We start from the raw sequence: 21,823 nt of genomic DNA, 5'->3' as shown, positions 1-21,823 counted from the left end.
CTATAAGGTGTATCGCCAGATGGCGAGATGTTGATGATAGCCATGCTTGATCCAGCCATGCCTAGGTGCGACGCGATCTAACCCCTTTCTCGCAGTTAGAAATTCGATGAACTTAGCCTTACCTTTTCGCGCTAATGTGATGATGTGTGGTTGATAACGAATGATGCCGTTGCCCCCCTGACAATGGGCAACACTCAGTTCGACAAAGGTGGATCCACGACGATATCGTGGTCTTAACACAAAAAAACCATCGCGAGATAAAAACAAAAAAGCCTGCTCGTTAGAACAGGCTTTATCGATGGAATCATATAAATTGGGGTCATCAGCTGATTTGCCAATGTGGTCGATGGATGCTTTAAGTCGTTCTTTATGCTGTGACCACTCCCCTTTGACTAAAGTGAAGTTTTCCATAATGGTAAAATATTTACCTCATAGGGAGTGTGACTACGTAATAAAGCCTGAACCTTTACGGTACATCTGCAGCACTAAAGGTTGACTGGGAATGTCAGCACTTAACGTCGAATCAGCTTGCGCTTTTAGCGTGATAGACTTTGCCTGAACAGCAACTGAAACAAAGCTTGAACCTGCAGGAATAACAATCGCCTTCCCAACTTGAGAATTGAGTTTTAATCGAGTAAATACAGCGGCAATACCTTCTGAATATGTAGGGCTAGTATAGAGTTCGCCGACTGACAACCATTGCGGATAATGAGGATTAGGCCTCACATTGATGGTTTCTATCGTTTGAAAATCTGGTTGAACATCTGTTGCACTGACAACAACCGTATCACCATCAACCAAATCACCTTCAATTCTGTTAGCGAATACAGTGCCGGAAAAAGTCGCGTTGTTTCCAAAGAGCTCGGCTATCCAGGCCTGATCTATCTGAGCGGTACCGATGGCACCAGAGGCGATATAGGTGGTGACATTGGTTGATAGAATTTTATCCAGCCCAGCAAATACGCCTGAATCAGTCACAGAAGCTAGCGTAATACTGTTTTTTGCTGCCAGGCTTCCCAGTGTCGGTTTTCCTGTCAATGCGCTATAGCCTAAGTTATTTAGCGTCGCTAATGCCCCCAAACCTGTCACTTGCGACGAGGCTATTGCGCCCGTCGATGACATAACAACATTGCCCAAATTGTCTTTTATCGTCACGGACTCTAATACCGCGCTTTTAGCACGCATATTGCCATTTGGATCGATAGAGAAATTATTACTTCTGGCACCAGTAGTGGGATTGTAGTTAATCGAAGGGGATGTTAATTGCGAGCCAACAAACACTCGGTTTGACAGCAGATCATCCGTCACTAGGCTCTGAATATGTGCCTCATCAATCAACGCCGTTTTCATCACGGTTTTACCATTTACCACTGCAAATACTGGCGTGAAATTATTGGGGTCCTGAGAAGTGATAATAGCAAACTTTGCCCCTTTAACCGCAAATATTGGATCCACACCGTCATTGACCAAACCTATTGAGGACGTTAATCCAGCGACCGTAGTTTTAACACCCCATAAGGCCCACACCCCATTATTATTGGAGACCACCGTTTCACTGAGGGTTTGCAGTGCTGCGCCCACCGAGCTTCCACTTCCATCTTCTATAGTGGCCCTGAGGGTAGTAGTTGCCTGTGAAATAGTTTCATCAGTATCTACTTGAGTACGGTAATCATTGGCTAATATCGCGCCTAGCGAACTGCCATCTTCATCTTCTATAGTGGCTTTAAGGAGACTCGTCGCTTGCGAAATAGCCCCTGCCGTTTCGGCTTGAGTAAGGTATGAATTGACCAGCAATGCACCAATTGAACTCCCACTTTCATCTTCTATGTGCCCCTTTAAGACAGTGATAGCCTGCGAGATGGCGACATCGGTATTTGCTTGAGTGCGATAGTCATTCACCAACCTAGCGCCTAATGAGCTACCGTCCTCATCTTCTATAGTGGCCTTGAGGGCAATCGTTGCCTGTGAAATTGCACTATCCGTCTCTGTTTTCGTCCGATAATCATTGGCTAATCTAGCCCCTAGTGAACTGCCATCTTCATCTTCAATATTGGACTTTAGAGTAATCGTTGCCTGCGAAATGGCGCTATTGGTATCTACTCTTGTGAGGTAGTTCGTTGTTAAATTTGCAGATAAATCATCAATTTCTGTACTCATTAATAGCTGCTGCTGAGCAATGGCGCTCTGCTCAGTGATCACGGTCTTCTGCTTCTCAAAAACAACAACGTGGTTACGCCGGCTAATGTCTGCATTTTCATCATTACTGACCGCTTCTTCCAATAAGTTTTCTGCCAACTGCTCAAGGCCATCGAAGGAGTTTGATATGTCTTCACTTAGAAATGACCCAAGATGACTTCTCTCAATCAAACCGCCAATTTGGTCTAAGATCATCTCGGCCGATTCTTGCGTTTCGACATATAGACCAGCAGCGCCCTGTGTAGGACCTTTCATATTGACCTGGTTAACGAACCTAACCCAGTAATAGTACTTAGCGCCCATATCAACGCTATCGCTGAAAATGTCCGTAACCTCACTTGCAATCTTAACGGAATCGGCAAATGAATCAGCATCACTACGATAAATTTCTGCGTAGGCATGACCTCGGTAAGTAGGATGATCCCAAGTGAGGGCGATAAAAGTAAATCCGCCGGTACCATTAAGATTGACAGGCGCATGGGGACGTTCAATGGCCCCAGGATTGACGATAGGTAAACCACCGGTATTACGACCGTTGACTGAATTGATTAATGCGCGACGCTTCATGTCATCGAAATTGATAAGGTCGCTCATCAATAACGCTCTATTTTCACCTCTCTGGCCTGTGAGGACTTCAACATTTTCAGTTAACGCATCTCTGGCTATGTCACGCTTTTGGGTTCTGGGGATCCCCGCAAACACACTCTTCTTAGGCTTCGTCATCTGATCTCCTGCATGGATACAGCAATAGAGACCGAATGAACTTCACCGGAACCGTACAACTCAAATTCCCACCGGTTACCCCGTACACTAGGTAACCTAAATGCGTGATTGGGTATGTCCCCCGGTAAAAAGTGCAATAGTTCGTTGTTATCTGCAAAAATCTTAATACCTGACTGTTCAAGGGCATTTCCTGTGACTCTGGCACAGGAATAGCTTATATCTGAGGCTCGGTATTCTTTTGACCGCCAAGTATATTCCATGCAGCCATCATCATCTTCCCAACGGCTAATAACCCCACCTTGGCAAATATACAAGACATCATCGATCAAGCTATTAAAACCACAACTGACAGTCACATCGAAATGTCGAAAATCGCCACTCGCAGGATCAAAAATTAGCGCTTTATCCAAAAGCGAGCCATAAAAGGCTAGATAACGTCCCTCCTGAAAATAGGCTTCGATGGTTTCTGGCTGGTATGCTTGCCATTGCTCCTTCGTTATAACCTTTGAAGTCAATGGCACAGCACCACTGCCTGTCAGTGCAACTAATCCGTCAGGACTAGCATATATCAATGTTCCATTTACTATCACGGCAGAACGCGCACTCACACAAGCTTGATTCGATTCTAACTTTTGGTCCGTCATGGACTCTGGCGTCACACCTGAGAATATCCAAGGATAGCCCTCAGTCAATACCGCTAAGGAATTCCCCATCGCCACAATGGCAACAATATCGTGCTCAGTTGTCATCTGGTAATCACTCGGCCATGCATAAGGTAAATACGCCTTACTGAAACAAACGGTATTTCCCATAAAGCCAGCAAAAATACCATTGGCCATTGCAGTCAACCCTACCATGTTCTGATCTGGCATCTCATAATCATAAGTTTCCAACGGTGCACCAAGCCGATCTCCGGTGATGTCATCAACAAAGACCGCATCACTAATCGGCACTTCGGCAACCAAGAGGTAATCAGCAATACCGCCGCCAGTTGCAGTGCGGTAGATACGTCTGTGGGTAATATTTGAAGCGTTGACGTTTGGTGGTGATAACGCAAGGGTCACTAACGTACCAACCTCGTCAGGAAATGAGATTTCAATTTTGCTCGAGGCTTCTCCTGGGGAACCTTCTTCTCCCTGCTCAGTAACAAAGGTATGTGTGTAATAACGACTTTCATCATCGTTCAGGTCAACCTCATCAGTGGCATCTTCGGTAACAACACCAATTATCGGGATTTCTGGTGCCTGCACGCCCAATCGATAAGCAACTGCTGGCATATTCGCACCACTGAACACGCCATTATTGGTCACTTTAGGGTAGCCATCACCACTGAAGTAAACACGTTGCCATGGGTCATTTGCTACAGGACTGTTGATCGCATCGACATGTTGATCCCAGCTAAACCAATGTTGGTTTAAATACTTAAAAAGAGTTTTGGTATTGGAACTGACATGATCACCGGTTAATTTCGGAAGTTTAAGGGGAGATAAATTGCCTTGATAGAAATGACATCCTTTGGCAATTTGAGCACTTTCGTTAGGTAAATGCCGAGCATCGATCCTTGGCATTTCACCTGAAAAGGAATTGATATAAATAGATGACATAAAACCTCTGAATGCGGTTAAGGAATGTCTTTGTTGTGAACAATAAAACCGTTAGCCAAATAGGTATCAATGTCTTCAACATCAAGTGAGTAGTTCATAGACACATTCTCAACAGACGCAATACTAACGATCTCAATAACCGCTTTATCCAATGGACGATACAGTTTATCGCCGACTTGAATCTCTCGAACTTTTAACCAACGCCAAACGTCATCACGCTGTACCCACCAAGGATGCTCACGGGTAGCAGCCAATAAACCATCATTGAAGTCTAAAATAAACCCTGCGCTCGGTTCGATTCGAACCACGTCCGCCTGACGCATTTCAGTGAAAACGTGCTTTGAAGTAAACGCCTCCCAATGCTCAAGTGATTCATCGAGCATGCCTTCGATGTAAGGAGCTGCGAGCCTATCGCCAAGCTTGATGGTTTCTATAGGTACAAGTCTGCCATCCGCCATGGTGATCAACGTCCCCGACGGGAAGCAATTGTTAAATTCAGAATAATTAATGTAGAACTTCATGATTGAAACGGGCGATGTTGAGCCATGGACGTCCACGGTATAAAATGAAAACTGTCCACTTCCAAACCAATGTGTTTCTCCTGGTTCATACTCGCTTTGCGCTATCAATCGACAACTTATTTGTCCGGAAGATGAGTTAAAGGCAGTAACACTGAAACCAATACCCGATACTGCTTGATAATGATATGTCATGGCGTTGCCATCTTGATCACTGGCATAATTTGATAGCTGGATCGTCCATGTTTTAGTACTACCAGCAGAATAGTTAAACGTCGCACCACTGGTCGTCGGGGCATTGTTTTTATAGGCACCATAAAAATCACTGATCGCTATCGGGCCGGTGCTTGGCACACCCACTAAGTTTCGCGATCCGCCTAGGCTGGCTGCGGCAGTATCACTGCGACCTGATTCAGTATTGATCTGCGTCAGACTAATACTACCGCTTGCAGGTAAAGTCATACTTTTCGCTCCAAGTCAGTAATGCGGGCGAGGAGTTGCTGATTCTGCGAAGTGAGCTCTTTGATACCCGCCAGTGCCAGTGCAATTAACTCATGGCCGCCTTGTTTAATGGTAAGCTCTCCCCACTCGTTTTCCTGCACAATTTTTGGCAGAGCTTTTTTCACATCCTGTGCTATCAAGCCCGTTTCGGCTTGCCAATCGTCCATACCATGGGATTTTTTTTCATAATGAACACAGCGCAACTTTGCTATGTTTTCTAGCGCATCAGTAATTGGAGATAACTTGCGTTTAGTGCGAATATCAGAGGTCTGATAGCCCTTGATGTCTCCAGAACAATAGATCCCACCATTCGTACTATTCAAAAAGATACGCGCATCCCCATCGGCAGCGACATACATGCCCCACCCCGATGGACTACCAAGACCAATAAAACTGGCACCAGAATAAGTAAATCCTATGCCGTACATACCGCCTAAAGCTGAATCACTGGGGTTATAACTGCTGCCGATAGTGTAGATGGGATTTGATTTGGTACTGTTTGAACCTATGTTGTTATAGGAACCAACTAAATGACCCGTGTGGTGCGCTTTTCTGTGATAGCCATTGGACATCACACCACCAGCAGTGTTCAAAGCATCGATAGCCGCATTATCACAGTAAAACCTTTTGCCCCCAAATGTACGAACATAGGTGGTATCGGTCATGTAAAGACCACCGCCATAGGTTGCACTATACCAACCGTTGGCACCATGGGTGCGCAGCCAGGTATCGGAACCATTTAGAATCACCTTACCATCTTGCGATAATCCCCCATGTAGATTGGCCATACCGTTGGCGGTCAACGCGCCCCCAGTCCAAATGCTGTCACCAATGGCAGATTTGGTCACGCCAGCGCTGCAGAAAATAGCATGATGTCCAGCAATTTTGCTGCCATTGATATCTGAGTTGTTGGAGTGCGTCCAACCGATGCCGTAGAAATTCGCCGCGCCGGCTGAAAGTGACGTACCGTTGGCAGCCATCTTATAGGCTGCCCCCATAGAGAACACATTTTGAAATTTGGTCGAGGAGTATGTACCTATGACTCCCCGACCATAATTGGTGAAGGTGATATCATTTGAATGACTATTCGTGCCCGTCCATGCATGAGCATCATCCAACACCCCAAGTACGCTCAATGTTGGTTTGTTATTCGGACTATAAGCTCGGGCGCCATTATCGTAAAGTGAGCCATAATCACGCACGGGCCACTTATTCAATATTTCATTAGTAACGGAACTAGTATTTGTTCGAACCGCATACGTCGCGCCATTCGAAGCGGTAAAAGTGCCAAGATGCACTGATACTGTCGCTTTTGTGCCAGATTCTGTTTGGTAATAGTAAGTGGCACCACCACCTCTTAACCATACAAGTAGCCCCGAGGTTGTGAGGGTCATCCCTGCGACCATAGTTGAGTAAGTTTCATCAAACTGCTCGATACGAAAGACTTTATCATTCCCTCCCCAACCTCTATCCCCCGACCAGATCCACGTTAACGTCAATCCCCCCTTATGAGTCGGGGTATACCAACTATCAGGAGCCGTCGCATAATACCCTCGAGTGATGGAGTATTTATTGGCCCCAAAGTGAGCACTACCTCCAACAAGGACTGGGTAATATGTATTGGCATCTCCACCGACACTGAACGATATTTGATTGGCGTTACGGCCTTGGCGCAAGGTATCAATGTGGATCCCAGCTAATAGTGCTGCATCCGCCGCTTTATCTGAAATGCCTAAATAGGGGTGTGAGTGGGCTTGAGCCGCACCGATATCACTAGGACTTGGTTTGTAGCCTGGGTGATAAACTCGATGACCATTGACCAACAGCTCCTTATTAAAGTAAAAGTTGGGTCTGTCGGTATAAATATGGGCATGGCTAGTATTTGCTGGACCAAAATCGATATAACCATAAGAGGTTTGCGACTTAATCCCTCCCCAACTGCCACCAGCTAATCCTGTATGTCCATGGGCAGCTACTGCAGCGCCTATATCGCCGGGGCTCGGTTTGTTTGAAGGGCAATAGACTCGCTGCCCCGTATCATAGACTTTGTCGCCATAGATGCTGTTTGCAGTTACCGCTTTAAACTTCCATGTTGAAGTACCGATATAAGCGAAGCCATTTGCATAGGGTATCACCCCCCCCTCTCCAGTGCTCAATCCGACTCGAAACCAGCTACTGCTCGAACATGGATTATTCAGATGCGCAAGAAGAGGATATGCGCTGCTACCTTGAGCGCTCAACGTTATTCCTGGGCTTGATTTATCCTGCTTTAATACCAGCTTATTGTTGATTTGTGTCTGGCTATAACTCCCGACATCACTGGACTGCAAGACTACCGCGCCTTTTTTCCCATTGACGCTAGTCACTTGCTCTGTGTTATCTAATTTAAACCAAATATGACCAATATTGTCATAGACGATAGAGTCGCCAATTTCATAATCGACATTGGCGATCGTGCCCGCTCCAATTATCTTGTAGAAAATGGATGTTTCAGACGGCGGGATAGGTGCAGATCCTGCACTAGCATCGAAACCACCACCGAAAGACAATGCACCGGTTAATGTTAAAGCTGCCGTTTCGGATAACTCTTTAAATGTCTCAGCTTCATTTCGAAGCAGCAATGCTTGCGCCGCATAACTTTCAGCAGCATCGGCGTTATTTCCCGAAGACAATTTATCCGCTGAGACCTGATCTTTATCTGTAACAACCTGCTGCGCATAACTTGTGACATTCGATTCAGCCGTTACGACAATTTCAGCTTTATTAGTAGCAACCCCAGCATAGTGTTTAGCCGATCGGCTTCCTACTTCCTCATCTGGAATATCGCTGTTATCTGTATGTTGAGCCCACTGTTCAGCCTTTATCCTAGCTTCAATAGCCTCTTGGTTACTTGATTCGGCTGCAGTCTTCGAATTGCTGGCCTCCAGCGCATATTCTGCGGCATTACTTGCTGAAGTTGCCACTTCATCCTTACTCTCTAACGCACTACTTGCTGAAATAGCCGCATCATTTTTACTGCTTAACGCATTAGCTTCAGATACAGCTGACACATTTTGACTGGCTAACGCTGCTGCTTTTGCATCTGTTGCCTGCAGTGAGGCTGATTCAGCTATGGCTTTGTGATGAAGTGCAGAATAATCCGATACCGTTCCGGGGATCACCTCATTAATGGGGTGAGTGGCATAATTTACAGCCTTTGTTCTGGCGTCTTGAATTAAACCATCAGCATCATTGGCAATTGATAGCGCCTGTTCAGCAGCATGACTTGCTGTATCTATCTCATCTTGTAAGTCATTCAGCGTTGTACTTGCCCCTTCCGCATCGGCTATTGCTGTTAGTGCACGAGCTTCAAAACTGGGCAACGTTAACACTTGATGCTCAACGCCATGGCTGTCATGGATGGGCTCTGTAGGGTTATCAGAGTTACACCAAGTCTGCCACTCATCGAGTAATTGTTGCTTTTGATTAAATTGGCGAGAGATCTGCCCTGCTAGTCGGGTATTAATGGTGCCTGACGAGTTACGAATGATTGCGTAATTGATACCGTTACTTGTGTCACCTTCGAAAGGACGATCAAGCGTGATGTTTAGGTCACTATCATTAGCAATGACTTCATAAAAGGTCTTTGTATCCGTGGTAAACATATCACCGATGGCAATTGCGGTGACATCATTGATCCAAGACGTACCAGCACCCACAATATCACTTGACCCGTGGGTAACATCGACGACACCCACTCTGTACCATGCACCTGCAGTCATCCCCTACTCCTTAACGACTTCGCCTGCCATTGCACCATCAGCCTGACTCTTTTCACCAAGTTGGGTTTTAAATGCATTGAGGTACATTTGAGATTTATTGGGGTTTGCGGCGTATTCAGCATCTTTCATATATGCGCGATATAACACCCATTCTATTGTGGCGTTAACAAAAATATCATCGAGTTCCATAATCGCACCACCATCACTTTCAGCTAAAGTGATCGAAGGTGGGGCCTTGGAGTAAACGATGGTCAACTCGGTGTTTATCACCACGCCAGGATAAAGATAGAATGTCTTCGGGTTGCGCTCATCGTAAATATAAAGCTCAGCGACATTGGCACTATTGCCGGCGTACCATTCTGGATAGCTATCATCGAGTATAATGCGGTCATAGGGCCCTTTAATTGAGCGGCCTGTTCTATTGCGGGGAATATCAATCAAGCGTAAAGCATCTGCAGGTAAACTCTGTTTCGTCCCCTCCACACACTTGAAATCATCAATATCGGCACAATATGCATCAGGTCGACGCAATACTATCGCTCGTTGAGCATCGTTAAGGTAGTCAAGCAACTCTAACTTAGGCCAACGCACGTAGGCCGTATCATTAAGTAGCGTGTTTATCCGCAACAGAATTTCATTTGAAGTGACTAGAGACATTAGAAAAATACTCTCTTTGATACTGGTTGGAATTGGCGTTCATCATTAGCAGACACGCGAGCTCTAAAAGCTTCACGATGTCCTTTAACGAAATCGCGGCGGTAGTGATCACTCAGACTCACATCCGTCCAAGTCTGTTTAGGCATAATCCTGAGTAACGCGGCTGCGCCTGCAGCTATTTCATCCGGCCATCGTTGCAACAATTCAGTGTCGAGTGGGAGTGTATCGGCCATCGGCAAGTTGGGCGCAATGGAATAAGTGACGATCACCAGATCAAACCCAGATGCAAGATTGACGTGATGACTGGCAGTAACCGTATAATCGACACTTGGCCTAAGCTCCTTGCCATCGCTACGGTCCACACTGTTAATTGCCAATATGTAATACCCATCATCTGGGGTTAATGTCACACTGCCATCAGTCTGTCGGCTGACGGTTTCACTGCGCTGTATGAAGCCCGATTCAATACAAAAGTTGCGATACGATTTTTTGAGTTGGTCCTTGGCTTGTTGATCTAACATACCTGCGCACTTTTCTCGCAATAGAGGTAACAAATCCATTAATTGCATGGGTTACTCCTACTCACCACTAGTTGCATCTAGTGATTCAGCTCGATTTCGTAAGCTATCACGTACAGCATCACGGTAAGCCTGAACAGGTTTCTTAGGGATCGTTATGACCAAATCCTCTGCTTCAATTAAGGTATCTAGCTGCCGTGAGCTGTACTTTGCGATATCAATTTCTTCATCGTTGATTGTCACCAGGTAACTTTCGTCTTCCAGCTGTTTAGCTTGATTTGCAGATTCTATGGCTTGAGCCTCGGCCAATAACTGGTCCTGTTGCTCTTGTTTTTTCAGTACCTCTTCAAGGTTATCTTTTAACACCCAAACGGTCGGATACTCGAGTAACCTTTGGCCAACATCATTTTCAACAGCAACAGGTTCATGACGGGCAAACACTAAACGTGAGCACGTTACCGTGTCTTTTTTAATGCGCTTATTGCCGATATATACAATCTCTAACTTGGACATTATTGCCTCCTAACAAAAAGCCCGGTCGCGGTATAAACAGCGCCGGGCTAGTCGTGTGAATCGATAAACCGATCTGAGTTAGTAACCTTTGAATCGGTACTCGAGTTGAATAACGACTTCACCAGTTGCCTCACTTCCGGTATTGGTAAGCACTAAGTCACTCGGTCCATCATCACTAATATAGACAGGGGTTAACACCTTAACCCCTGAATCAGCAGCAGTCGTCGTCACGCTTAACAATTCAGTGGTGCTTGCTCTAGCATCAATCAATTCAACCTTGATCCCCGTACCGGCACCTAAATTGTCTGTGATGTGGCGAATACCGACGATTTCCGTTCCAATAGGTAAACCTTCAGCGAGCATTTTTACGCCAGCACTCGCCATCCCCGACAGCATGACCTTCGCGACATACACGGAAAGGTTGCCATGGGCCCCGATGTAGAATGTTTCTTTCATGGGATTTCTCCAATTATTTCAAAATTAGACATGGCGACTAAATGCCGCCAAGTTAACGACAACCTTTTCTATAAGGTCACAGCGGTATCGAGGATCATGGTGCCATAGTCATTGACGCGACCCGATTTCTCGGCAAAACGCACCTTTTTACACCCATTCATCCAAACGATCACAGTTTCACGACCATTACCGTGATCTGTTTTCTCCGTTGTCATTGAGAAATGAGAGCCTGAGCTTGAGCCACCATACGCATTCGCCAGAGACTGACCACCAAGTAGGATCGCGCGATCAATATCGACACTGGCTGTCACCTGCTGAGTTGTTGCTAACTTATCGTTATTAGAAACACTCACCGTATCTCCGGCATAGAAACGCACAGGCTTACGGTACTGGCGAACCAGAATGTTACGCCACATAATCACATCACCTTTAAAGACGGGGTGATTGAAGCCTTGACCACGCTTAATGGCACGAGATTGCAATTCGAGCAGTTTCTTTTCTGTAGCCGATGCCCATAAATCTCTCCATTGACGCGGACTAACAAACAACAGATAGAACGGCGACTCGTTAGCCATCTGATCTGCTTCAAAGCTAATATGTTTGATAGGGTTAGCCTGCTCTTCCAAGATAAGCGCCATGTCATCGAGTTTGTCGAGCGACATAATATCTGCCGCATCCAGGCTTTCTAGGCTTGTAGCATCCCCGCCGAAAAGGTGACGATCATAGGTGGGTGTTAAAATGGGGTTAACCATCATTTCACTGAACTCACTGTGATCGTCAAGTGGTGTGATAATGCCATCACCGACAAATGAGCCACGCGCCCCCGCTAAGTGATACATCACCGTTTCATCTTGCAGATCGTTAAAGTAACTACCCAATAGCGTTTTAGATGTGCTGAGCAAGTTATGTTTCGTCCGCTTTTGGCTCATTTTGCCGCCGCTATCGACCATCTTACGACCTTGGTCAATGTTGAGTTCAAAACTCGTCTTCGACAGACTTTCACCGCGACCTGCAATTTTGCGATCTCCCATGGTCGGCAAACCATTAAGGTTATGAAACAGGTCCATTTCCACCGTATCACCAGCCACGGAGGCCAGATCGTTAATCATCACAATCGGTGCCCCCTTCTCCGTCTGATTTTTGCCGCGATTCTTGTCTTTCCCTGCTGACTGGGGGGCCGCGCCGGTAAGCATATTCACAAACGAATTTTGGCGTCGCGTGTGAGTAAATAGTGCAGCACCAAACGCTTTGGCAGCCTGCGCTTTAGTAATTGTCGTCATAATGTATTCCTACAAAAAATCCGACGTATCCGCTAACAAGGCCTCGATTGCCGCATCACTCATACCGGCCATATTAGCGGTCATCGTGGCCGCATCTTGGTCGAGCAGTTGAGCATTCGGATTTAGATCGTTGCCTTGATGGCCGATATCTGTCGGGGAATTCGGGATTGGAGCCGCTAAAGGCGTTACCGGTGCCTCGCTCTGGATTGCAGGTTCTGCGACAGGCAAAGGATCACCAAAGGCGCTCATTACGCGCTTTTCAACTTCAGCGAAACGCTCCGTAAGGGGTGTATGTTCAAACGATGGGTCTTCAGCGAGTCGATTATCGATTTGTTGGGCCATCTGCCAGCGGTCGGGATCACTTGTGTGCCAGGACTGCAAATGTGCAGTTTCTGAAAAAGCGATCTCTAGTGGATCGGGTTCGATTGCTGGTTGGGTTGTAGGTTGGCTTGTTGATACCTGCCGTAATTGAGCGGCAAGTGCGAATACAACTTCGCCTAAATCAGGATAATCTTCTTTGAGTTTGTCCATCACAGCAGGATCATTGAGCATCTGTTCGGGCAATAATTTAGGATCGATACCCGCACTTTTCAGTTGTTCACTGTAGAGATTTGTCTTACTTTCGAAGCTAGCGACTTGCTGTTTAAGCGCTTCATTCTCAGCAGTACTGGTCTCAAGTGCGGTTTTAACGGTTGCAGCTTCCTCCCTCGCGGCTGATAACACGCCATAAGGTAGATAGTGCTTACCGTTTTTAGATTCGATCTGCGGTTCACCCTGTTCAGGGTCTGCCTCTGCAAGAACAACGTCAGGTAGCGCCGATGACGAGTCGGGATTTTCTACGTCAGTTTCGCTTTCGTTAGCTGTCACTTGATCTGGTGTTGGTTCTTGTGCTTCTGTTTGTGCGGTTGTGCCCTCTTCCTCACCTTCCGCTTGGAAAAGTACATCACCGTCAACGTCCATTTGTTCTAAGGCTGCATCAATTGCTGCTTCATCACCAGAAGCTAAGATTTCATCAAAGTTTTCCACTGTATTTCCTCATCGACCATTTATCGGATGGCTCCGAAGTGTTCAGTTAAGGCGTATCGCTGCCAGTGCGAGTTGTGTCTTAAAAACCAGGCACAAAAAAGCCGCCTCGATTGAGGCGGCTTTTTATCTACCAAGTTATGGGTTATTAGAAGTCAGGTATTACTGAACGAGAGCGCTGAAATCACGCGTTAACATTACACCTCGATGGCATCGAGTTGGGACTGAATATTCTGGGTTAGCGTTGAACGCATAGCTGCAACTTCGGCATTACTGCGATCAATCTCTTGGATGATTTGCTCAGTCTCAGCCACAATCTTGTCATCCTTAACCGCTTCGGTTTCCGTTTTCTTTGCCAGCTCGCCAATACGAGCCTCAAGCAAGCCACGCTCTAGTTGTACCTTCTCTAATCGGCCCTGTATTTCTGCCATTTGCATGGCCTCCATCTGTTGCGCTTTTTGCTGCTCCTGAGCTGCCGCTTCCTGTTCTTCAGGTGACATATCTTCCGGCGCCTTTGGAATGTTCAATGCCTGGCGAATGGTGCTGAGAAAGTCCTGTTTATTGGGTAAGTCCATCAGTTCGATAAGCATGGGGACCACTAAGGCCTGCGCCTCTGGTGGAAGCTTACTCATGGCTTGCGTTAATTGGTTGGCTTGCTGTTGACGATAGGTCGGTGTGGCCTGTACTGGCATTAAGGCGATATGTCCCCGAAAACGTGCCACATCATTGTTGCGTTGGTTATTTTCATCGACACCATTGACGACGATTGTCTTGCGTCTCGCTTTATCCTCGCGATTAATGGTGACCGAGACATTATCTCGATCCAACATATCTTCGATGATGTAATCAAGCAGTAACCCAGCGACCTTGTTTCGGCTGTAATGAAAGTTGTCGTTGATTTCAGCAAGTGTTGTCGTACCTTGTTCCACTAGATTAGCAATCGCCACTCCGGATGTGGCATTACTGTCCTGACCCAACATTGAGTTATATATGCCTGCACAGTCTTGAATGAGCTTAATGTCGTTCTGCATCAAACTAAACTGCTGCGCCGCAATACCAATATCGTTCTGAACACTAAATGAATCAGTAATCGAATGTTTATTCTTTCGTTCTGGATTCAGCGGTATATAGCCATCTGGCTTCTCCACTTCCTCTTTTAATTTACGTTCACTTAAGTTGGTGGCATCTTCATCAGCAATAATTCGTCTGGCTTGTAATAAGAAATTTAACCGGATGATACGGGCATTGATCCCATCTTGCGCGGGGATCATGCGACTCACTAATCCATAGGGCTCGCCGCTACTGTCTTTCTGATAACCGATAAAGGGAATTAATGAGTCTTTGCCATCAGGGGCACTGCACGATCTATCGACAATGCGATGTGGTCCGACAAACCACGCTTCACGAACTTTTGGAAATGCGGCATAACTCAGCTTTACTTTGCCGCTTTGTAGCGCCGCGACATGAAACTGGTTTTTAGGATCATACTCAATCACTCGACCATCGCTGAGTTTAATGACGTGTGAACGCTGCCAAACTTTGTACATAACAACTTGCAGTAAAATACGCTGGCGATCTTGATCCATCCATTCAGACTGCTTTCTATCCCAACTATCATAATCATGCCAAGCAGCATGTAAATCAGGGCTATCATCCTCGAAGTCGTCGAAATTGCCAAAGCCTTCCCATAGATTGATGGACTGCTGAAGGACCTCTTTGTGATCGGGGAATGTCGCTAACGCTTCGTCAAAATCGACCCATTTCTTATATATCTTCCAACGACTATCACTACGATCGATTTCTTGCGCGTGCCAATCCCACCAGATATTTCGTCGATGCACGAACTTCACGCGATATGCGGCTTCAAAAGGGATTGGATTACGGCTCACTTCCACCCATCCTATCCCGGCTTTAAGCTGACCAGCATAAGCATCAGAGCAAGCTCTATCGGCATTAGCAAGACGCCAGGCATCTTTAAACTTCTCGTTCAGTGCTTGTGCTAATTCTTCTCCCTCTTCATCATCAGCACTCACAAGTAGATCGGCTCGGGTTTTAGCTTCCATCCCCAATACACCGTCAATCGTGGGCCCTATCATGTTATGCACGATTTCCGGCTGGCCACGCTCTTGTAGTACCTGACGTATTTGGGAGCTGAGTTGATCACCGTCATAATACGCGCACGCAATCGAAGCAGGTCCACGCCACTGAGGCTGAGCATCAATCGCACCCATGATCTGGGTTAGCTGTGCCAAAGTGAACCCTGCTTTGCTTGCTTTAACGTGATCAACCATGGTTATCGTGCCATCCAGTGATTTGGGTTATGAGGGGTGTTTGAATCGTCGATGACTCTGCGCTTAGGCATTCGGGCTCGCATTTCTTGGGCGATCATGTAACTCATGACTTGGTCATCAAAGCCGCCACTTTGCGCGCCCATTCGACCTTTTTTATCGAACACAAACACATTGAGCTCAGCCACGGTGCCGCGCCATCGAATACCGTCAGCATCATTGGCCAGCAAATCTTCTAAACCAGACACTAAAATGGGCTTGGATTGAGCACTGGTATGCCAACCGACCTTACGTGTTTCTTCGTCGATATCTTCTCGATCAATGTGTTCTTCGTGATAAATGCGACTCACCGGATAGATATCAACTAACTCTTGGAGGACCGCATGACCATGGTTGTTACGTTCAGGTCCCATATAGGCCCAGTTGTACCACTCCCCAATGTGAGCCATGAGTTTGGCAAACCTTTTGGTATCCAGATACCCAAACCAGTGCGCGACTTGGCGTCCGTCTGATTTAGCCACGATGTCGAATGCGCTTCTGTCACCATGTTCTAGCCCTTCCGCGACATCAGCGCCGATGGCGTAATCCTCATCATCGTCGGGCAATTCCCAAACGAGTAGATAACCAGCCGTTGCTAGCGTCAGTTTGTCTGAGGCTTTAGATGATAAATCGACGTTGGCGGTGACTTTCTTGCGTTTACCGGTGACGGGCTCAACGTCATAGACAATTAACGGTTTGGTACAGCGCCCTTCTGCTCGCATCAAATCATCGGCATCGAACACCTTACGGCCAGAAGTAAGAAAGGCTTCCATCGCCGTGGATGGGAACTCTTGTTTCATCTTGCTTTTTTGTGAGCGTTCCTTATTGAGATACCAGTTCTTTTGCTCATCGCTGAGCGTGACCTTCATTGCGGCTTCTACAGACGTGAAATACTTATCCTGTGCCTTAGTAAGCGTCAAACCACGCTTAGGAACAAGCAGTACATACTTTGGATCATCAAACCAGGGGAAGAAATGGAACTTAAAATCCAATTGACTAAGCGGGATCCCCGCTTCAAAAAGTGCTATTGCCTCAACAGACATGTCGAAGAAATTGCCACTGGCGCCCTCAGCAGTCGACTCAACAAACAACAGCGAACCGGTATGCACTGCATTGAGTGATCCGGACTGCACCTCATCAGCTCGTAAAGGGAACAACGCACAAATTTTGCCGTATTCAGAGATATGCAGCACTTGTAAGGTGCCAGAACGAAACGAGACAGCGATACGAACATAACTGTCATTACCAAAATATATCGCGGTACTGGTTTTGCTTTTGGTTGCCCTTTTGCCAGTCTTAAGCCAACTGGGGAGGCGTTCATACGGGTAAAGTATTTTAGAAGCGAATATGGCCCCTGCTTCGTCCTTTCCTTGGGCGATGACTCCACATTGGCGGTTAGCGTTGAACAGCGCATGATCGAGAATAAATATCTGAATCGCCGTGCTGAACCCCAACTGTCTGGCTTTTAAAATGATGTTGAGGTACCACATCAACACAAACAGCATGGTTTGCGCTGGCCTGCACCTAAATAACACTTCGTTGCCGTATTCGTCAGCGATAATGTAGAGGTTGTTAACCCGCCACCACCAACAGTTTAGATAGGGAGCACATCGCTTTAACAGCTCAGCCTCATCACTGCGTAGCGCCATTCTCTCATCGGGCGTGAGCCACGTATCTCGAGAGTATTTAGCAGTCGTAGGTTGTTGCATTACCCCACAACCTTATCAACGTCACCACCGGTCAATTCATCGATAAACTCATCGAGCTTACTGGTCCCGCCAGCCTCTTTACGGGCTTGCATAACCTGCAGTTCGATTAACTGTGTTTGCACCTCGTTTCGCCGAGTGTTGACGACGGCAGCTTTAGCTAACTCAATACTACGATTGGTATCCGCCATGATTTTGCCCTGATTGAGGTTATCCAACTCAATCGTTGACAGGGTTTTAGTGATGGACTCAACCCGGGCAATGTTTTTATCCAGAGCTAATTCAGCTTTAAACAATAAATCAAACAGACTGGCCGAGACCTCGACACTTGGATGTTTATCCAATTGCGCTTGTATTGCCTCAATGGTTTGAATGACGAGATGAATACGTGAACGACACAGAGCGAGTTCATCATCAAGCGTGGTTGCTTCAACGAGTTCGCCAAGCGCCTGGTCTTTAAAATATTTAGAGTAACCGCCGTGTTTAACTGCATTTTGGTTACCGAACCGGGCACCTTCTTTTGAGGTAAGCCCTAATTTCTTTGCATTTGCAGCTTTAACAGCGGGGACTGACTCAGCTTTAGCTTTGTCCTTAGGTTTTGGCTTCTGGGGTTTAATGTAGCGTCTTGCGGTCTCGTAGTTGAGGTTCTTACTGTCGCACCAATCCTTAGCTTTTATCTTTGTTTGCGCATGGGCGATTAAGAACTCCGCTTGTAGTGAAACCCATTTGCTCGACACTACTCTCCACCAGGTAATCCAATACGCTTTCTTACCACACGCTCTAATAGATAAATGCCACGACCGCCCATATGACCAGCTATTCCGGCCAATGCGGCGGTATACATGAATGAAAGGCCCATCTCTGCACAGATAAATGCAGTTAACAGACCAGAAAACCCCGAAATCACCCATTCGCCGAGCAATTCAACAATGCTAAACGCGGTGGACTTATCTCTTTTTAGACGGATGAGGTAATTCACGGTACCGCCCCAGACGGCTAAAAAAATAAACCAAATGTAGCCAAACCCCAAATCGATAACCTGCTTGATAATTGGCACGTTATTATCGGGCATTACTTTGACTTCCACATATTCAGTAAACTAGCAATACCGGTTGTCGGTGCAGTATTAGACACCGCTTGATATTTTTGTTGCTTCTCTTTAGTGCGCATTCCGAAATATGAGCGTAATAACGCCGTAGGCGTACCGAGTATGGCAATCACCAATGGCCAATTATCACCAATGGCTTTAATGGTATTTATATCATCGTTAAACATGGCCACAGCTAAGAACGAGACAAGCACCACCACAGAGAACGCCACAATTTGCGCCATCATCATCGCAATAGCTGGCCGTGTTGAGTGTCCTGTTTTATCCACATCACCAAGCGCGTTAATCACATTGGTGTGCTCTTTTATTTCAGTAATTTCCACATCGAACTGCTTCATAAGTAATTGATTCTGCTGCTCTGGCAGCAAGCCATTGATAGCTGTTTGTATTTGCGGGCCAGTCGCCTTGTCTGACAACTTGCTGTCACTGGGTAAAAACGCATTGACTGCTGATAGGATGGCGTTACCGCCGGGAATAACATCGGCTAATATTGATGTTCCCACTTTGCCGAGAATACTTAAAAGGTTCATACCGTCATTACCTCTAATCAATAAGGGCTTAGAATATTCCGTTTGGCGCTAGCGCTGATATCACCCACGCGACTCCGCTGAATACACACAGGGCTGATAACCCGAGTCCAATAATTTTTAAGAAAATATCAGCTCCGTTCTGAGTTGGTGAAATATCCACTTTGATGTCTCCTTTGGCTGTTAAATCTACATTTGTTTTGCTATGATTTTCATTCATGGTGATCATCCAGTGTTAAATGTTTGTTGTGATTACTTTCCTTGGGTGCTGGTAACACCGCGAAGGAAATACCTAACCCGCTATATGCGGGTTTGTTATTTCTAAATATTGCTCACCTTTATCAGTTCAAAATGGGGCAAGTCGTAAAATGTTTGGTCTGAAGTTCGACCATCGCCGTCCCAATCACCTCCCCATCGAATACCATGGGTAATAACGCCTTGCGCTAACAGCTCATGCGCTACCCGCTTCACATACCCCGCAAACGTGGCGAACGCCTTGATGTCTTCCCAGTCCGTATTTCTGAGCTCAGTAAAATAGGGTCCAGCATCCGTCGCCATACTCGGCACTGAATTGTGTTTACTGTGAGGGAATTGAACTTGGGATAAGTTGGCGTTAAATGCTTTTTGTTGATCTGCCTTATTTCTATGACCGCAGAATATCGAGCAGTCGAGCGACTGGATGACGACTGTGAATATCGCTTGTAGATCTGGATGGCATGACTGCAGGCGCGCAGCCGATGTTTTACCAAATTTTGGCATAATGAATACTCCAAAAAAAAGCCCCAACGGTTAAGTCGGGGCAAATGGGAGACGCTATCTTGACGTTGGTAAGCTTTGAAGGTGGGGTAAATTTAAAGCAAAAAAAATCCGCCTCGTGTAAACGGGGCGGATTGCTTCAATGTAGAAAATAATGCATTATTTTTGGGGCGTATGCAAACTACGTTGTTTGTAATGGTTTAATCGAATCAATAAAGGAATATTTATCACATGGAAGATGAATCAAGAAACCCCCCCGAAACATGCCCCGTTTGTAATAGTTCACGCGTAACTGAGACGCTATATAGCTGGATGTGTGCCGATTGTGGTGCAACGGAAGAAGAGCCCGTTAAAAGAGAGCTTAAGCGTTAGCGCTTTTCTCGTTATAGCTATACCGTAAATATTTTTAGTTACTCATATTTTAGTTCACCAAACAATCCAATCATCAGGTCATTATTTAGAATCTCGTATGGGAGTTCTACGTATTCTTTAGAATGTCTTGGTTTGGCTTGTCCATCATGTGGCGCATTCTTTGTATGACCTTGAACGAATTCCCCATTATCTTTTACATAAGGTAATACAACGATACGTCCGTGGTTTTTCGACAGAATAGTTCCTTTTTTCCAAAGTATGTTTCCAGACTTTTCAGCGTCAGAATAACTAACTTCTTTTACTATCCAGCCAACATTGTCACTTTCTTCAAACCAAAATACATAACCCGATGCTACGACAACCTTTTTGCCTTGTTGTTCAGCTTCGGCAAGCATTCGTTTCACGCTAGCCAATTGGAGTAATTGATTTGCTCTTGGGAGTAGCATTTCTCGAATCTTAGATTTAGTTATCCCCCAGTTTCCAGCTCCATTCAAGCCGAATGCAGCAGCAATTTTTTCTCTATAGAAATACTTGGCTGTTTGTTTAGTATGTTTTGCTGTAGTTGACCAGTCATTCCCTTTTCCTCTTCGTAAGCTTGTTCCATCATTTTTAAGTCGCACAAAATTTATATATGGAGTTTCATTCAATATATTCATTAATGAATCTAAAAAACTTTCACAATTATCTGGTAAGACAATGTCCTTGGCTAAGGGACGAGGGGTTTCCAAATGCCTACGGATACCTTCTGAAAGCATAAGCTGTTCTTCACCAAACAGCCGGCTTTGTCTGGTTACTTCTTTTTCAATTTTTAGAAGTAAAGAATCTTTTTCACTGATAGATAAATCAAGGTTTGTAGGTTTTTCTGAGAGTTCGATATTTTTATCTATAGCTGCTTCAACCGCTAATTTATATGAGTTATAGACCTCAGCCTTCATATACTTTGTTCCAAGATACCACTTTAAAGAGCCGTCTTTGCAAAGTTTTAGCTCATACATTTGCCATAAACCGACTTCATACCATGGTTGAGGCCATGCTGCTAAAGTCGGTAGTAAATATTCAGGCATTTGCTCTAACAACATATTTTATTCCTATATATCTAACCATGGATATAATTATTACTAAGAATTTCATACACTTAATTACTAAATCATAAAACAACATTCCCACATCTTTGAAAAAGAACCTTTCTATCTCCGCTCTAAACGCTTTTGCCATAAAATGTTTTAACATCAACATTCAATTACACACATACCCTACCCACTCCACATGTTTTTATA

General features: G+C 45.6%; 19 protein-coding genes. All 19 read right to left on the bottom strand.

Annotated features, from left to right (window positions below):
- Positions 1–411 carry a hypothetical protein gene (locus HWQ47_RS12180; RefSeq protein WP_269971381.1) on the bottom strand — a complete coding sequence of 137 codons (411 nt, stop codon included), beginning with the start codon at positions 409–411 and terminating at the stop codon, positions 1–3.
- A gap of 33 nt (positions 412–444) precedes the next feature.
- Positions 445–2,919 (bottom strand): phage tail tip fiber protein, encoded by a 2,475-nt coding sequence (locus tag HWQ47_RS12175; RefSeq protein WP_269971380.1) that lies wholly within the window; start codon positions 2,917–2,919, stop codon positions 445–447.
- A complete protein-coding gene (locus HWQ47_RS12170; protein WP_269971379.1) occupies positions 2,916–4,523 on the bottom strand; it encodes a hypothetical protein in 1,608 nt (535 codons plus the stop codon). Before HWQ47_RS12170 ends, HWQ47_RS12175 begins: the two co-directional genes overlap by 4 nt.
- Positions 4,524–4,540: 17 nt before the next feature.
- Positions 4,541–5,503: a Hint domain-containing protein gene (locus HWQ47_RS12165; protein WP_269971378.1), complete on the bottom strand. Its 963-nt coding sequence runs from the start codon at positions 5,501–5,503 to the stop codon at positions 4,541–4,543.
- Positions 5,500–9,303, bottom strand: a complete 3,804-nt coding sequence (locus tag HWQ47_RS12160; protein WP_269971377.1) for a tail fiber domain-containing protein — start codon at positions 9,301–9,303, stop codon at positions 5,500–5,502. Before HWQ47_RS12160 ends, HWQ47_RS12165 begins: the two co-directional genes overlap by 4 nt.
- Positions 9,304–9,306: 3 nt before the next feature.
- Positions 9,307–9,960, bottom strand: coding sequence for a phage adaptor protein (locus tag HWQ47_RS12155; RefSeq protein WP_269971376.1), 654 nt, complete (start codon positions 9,958–9,960; stop codon positions 9,307–9,309).
- Positions 9,960–10,529, bottom strand: coding sequence for a hypothetical protein (locus HWQ47_RS12150; protein WP_269971375.1), 570 nt, complete (start codon positions 10,527–10,529; stop codon positions 9,960–9,962). Before HWQ47_RS12150 ends, HWQ47_RS12155 begins: the two co-directional genes overlap by 1 nt.
- Before the next feature lie 9 nt (positions 10,530–10,538).
- Positions 10,539–10,991 carry a hypothetical protein gene (locus HWQ47_RS12145; protein ID WP_269971374.1) on the bottom strand — a complete coding sequence of 151 codons (453 nt, stop codon included), beginning with the start codon at positions 10,989–10,991 and terminating at the stop codon, positions 10,539–10,541.
- A 78-nt stretch (positions 10,992–11,069) separates the two neighbouring features.
- Positions 11,070–11,447, bottom strand: coding sequence for a hypothetical protein (locus HWQ47_RS12140; protein ID WP_269971373.1), 378 nt, complete (start codon positions 11,445–11,447; stop codon positions 11,070–11,072).
- 68 nt (positions 11,448–11,515) lie between these two features.
- Complete coding sequence (locus HWQ47_RS12135; RefSeq protein WP_269971372.1) at positions 11,516–12,727, bottom strand: N4-gp56 family major capsid protein; 1,212 nt, start codon at positions 12,725–12,727, stop codon at positions 11,516–11,518.
- Between the two features lie 9 nt (positions 12,728–12,736).
- A complete protein-coding gene (locus tag HWQ47_RS12130) occupies positions 12,737–13,753 on the bottom strand; it encodes a hypothetical protein (RefSeq protein WP_269971371.1) in 1,017 nt (338 codons plus the stop codon).
- 194 nt (positions 13,754–13,947) lie between these two features.
- On the bottom strand, positions 13,948–16,041 hold the full coding sequence (locus HWQ47_RS12125; protein WP_269971370.1) for a portal protein: 2,094 nt from the start codon (positions 16,039–16,041) through the stop codon (positions 13,948–13,950).
- A 2-nt stretch (positions 16,042–16,043) separates the two neighbouring features.
- A complete protein-coding gene (locus tag HWQ47_RS12120) occupies positions 16,044–17,786 on the bottom strand; it encodes a terminase (protein WP_269971369.1) in 1,743 nt (580 codons plus the stop codon).
- On the bottom strand, positions 17,786–18,520 hold the full coding sequence (locus HWQ47_RS12115; RefSeq protein ID WP_269971368.1) for a hypothetical protein: 735 nt from the start codon (positions 18,518–18,520) through the stop codon (positions 17,786–17,788). The genes HWQ47_RS12120 and HWQ47_RS12115 overlap by 1 nt, the downstream gene beginning before the upstream one ends.
- On the bottom strand, positions 18,520–18,855 hold the full coding sequence (locus HWQ47_RS12110) for a phage holin family protein (protein WP_269971367.1): 336 nt from the start codon (positions 18,853–18,855) through the stop codon (positions 18,520–18,522). The genes HWQ47_RS12115 and HWQ47_RS12110 overlap by 1 nt, the downstream gene beginning before the upstream one ends.
- A complete protein-coding gene (locus HWQ47_RS12105; protein WP_269971366.1) occupies positions 18,855–19,421 on the bottom strand; it encodes a hypothetical protein in 567 nt (188 codons plus the stop codon). The genes HWQ47_RS12110 and HWQ47_RS12105 overlap by 1 nt, the downstream gene beginning before the upstream one ends.
- A 28-nt stretch (positions 19,422–19,449) precedes the next feature.
- Positions 19,450–19,638, bottom strand: coding sequence for a hypothetical protein (locus tag HWQ47_RS12100; RefSeq protein ID WP_269971365.1), 189 nt, complete (start codon positions 19,636–19,638; stop codon positions 19,450–19,452).
- A gap of 101 nt (positions 19,639–19,739) precedes the next feature.
- A complete protein-coding gene (locus HWQ47_RS12095; protein WP_269971364.1) occupies positions 19,740–20,177 on the bottom strand; it encodes a M15 family peptidase in 438 nt (145 codons plus the stop codon).
- A 407-nt stretch (positions 20,178–20,584) separates the two neighbouring features.
- The gene (locus HWQ47_RS12090; protein ID WP_269971363.1) at positions 20,585–21,625 is read right to left on the bottom strand and encodes a hypothetical protein; all 1,041 of its coding nucleotides are present in this window, start codon (positions 21,623–21,625) and stop codon (positions 20,585–20,587) included.
- Positions 21,626–21,823: the final 198 nt, after the last annotated feature.

The sequence above is a fragment of the Shewanella sp. MTB7 genome (assembly GCF_027571385.1).
Classification (GTDB): domain Bacteria; phylum Pseudomonadota; class Gammaproteobacteria; order Enterobacterales; family Shewanellaceae; genus Shewanella.
This window is presented reverse-complemented; position numbering and strand designations above follow the sequence as displayed.

Coding starts and splice junctions, on each gene's coding strand:
- HWQ47_RS12170 (WP_269971379.1), bottom strand. CDS start 4,523: ATGTCATCTATTTATATCAATTCCTTTTCAGGTGAAATGCCAAGGATC.
- HWQ47_RS12155 (WP_269971376.1), bottom strand. CDS start 9,960: ATGTCTCTAGTCACTTCAAATGAAATTCTGTTGCGGATAAACACGCTA.
- HWQ47_RS12160 (WP_269971377.1), bottom strand. CDS start 9,303: ATGACTGCAGGTGCATGGTACAGAGTGGGTGTCGTCGATGTTACCCAC.
- HWQ47_RS12135 (WP_269971372.1), bottom strand. CDS start 12,727: ATGACGACAATTACTAAAGCGCAGGCTGCCAAAGCGTTTGGTGCTGCA.
- HWQ47_RS12110 (WP_269971367.1), bottom strand. CDS start 18,855: ATGCCCGATAATAACGTGCCAATTATCAAGCAGGTTATCGATTTGGGG.
- HWQ47_RS12175 (WP_269971380.1), bottom strand. CDS start 2,919: ATGACGAAGCCTAAGAAGAGTGTGTTTGCGGGGATCCCCAGAACCCAA.
- HWQ47_RS12150 (WP_269971375.1), bottom strand. CDS start 10,529: ATGCAATTAATGGATTTGTTACCTCTATTGCGAGAAAAGTGCGCAGGT.
- HWQ47_RS12145 (WP_269971374.1), bottom strand. CDS start 10,991: ATGTCCAAGTTAGAGATTGTATATATCGGCAATAAGCGCATTAAAAAA.
- HWQ47_RS12180 (WP_269971381.1), bottom strand. CDS start 411: ATGGAAAACTTCACTTTAGTCAAAGGGGAGTGGTCACAGCATAAAGAA.
- HWQ47_RS12105 (WP_269971366.1), bottom strand. CDS start 19,421: ATGAACCTTTTAAGTATTCTCGGCAAAGTGGGAACATCAATATTAGCC.
- HWQ47_RS12095 (WP_269971364.1), bottom strand. CDS start 20,177: ATGCCAAAATTTGGTAAAACATCGGCTGCGCGCCTGCAGTCATGCCAT.
- HWQ47_RS12140 (WP_269971373.1), bottom strand. CDS start 11,447: ATGAAAGAAACATTCTACATCGGGGCCCATGGCAACCTTTCCGTGTAT.
- HWQ47_RS12120 (WP_269971369.1), bottom strand. CDS start 17,786: ATGCAACAACCTACGACTGCTAAATACTCTCGAGATACGTGGCTCACG.
- HWQ47_RS12100 (WP_269971365.1), bottom strand. CDS start 19,638: ATGAATGAAAATCATAGCAAAACAAATGTAGATTTAACAGCCAAAGGA.
- HWQ47_RS12165 (WP_269971378.1), bottom strand. CDS start 5,503: ATGACTTTACCTGCAAGCGGTAGTATTAGTCTGACGCAGATCAATACT.
- HWQ47_RS12125 (WP_269971370.1), bottom strand. CDS start 16,041: ATGGTTGATCACGTTAAAGCAAGCAAAGCAGGGTTCACTTTGGCACAG.
- HWQ47_RS12090 (WP_269971363.1), bottom strand. CDS start 21,625: ATGTTGTTAGAGCAAATGCCTGAATATTTACTACCGACTTTAGCAGCA.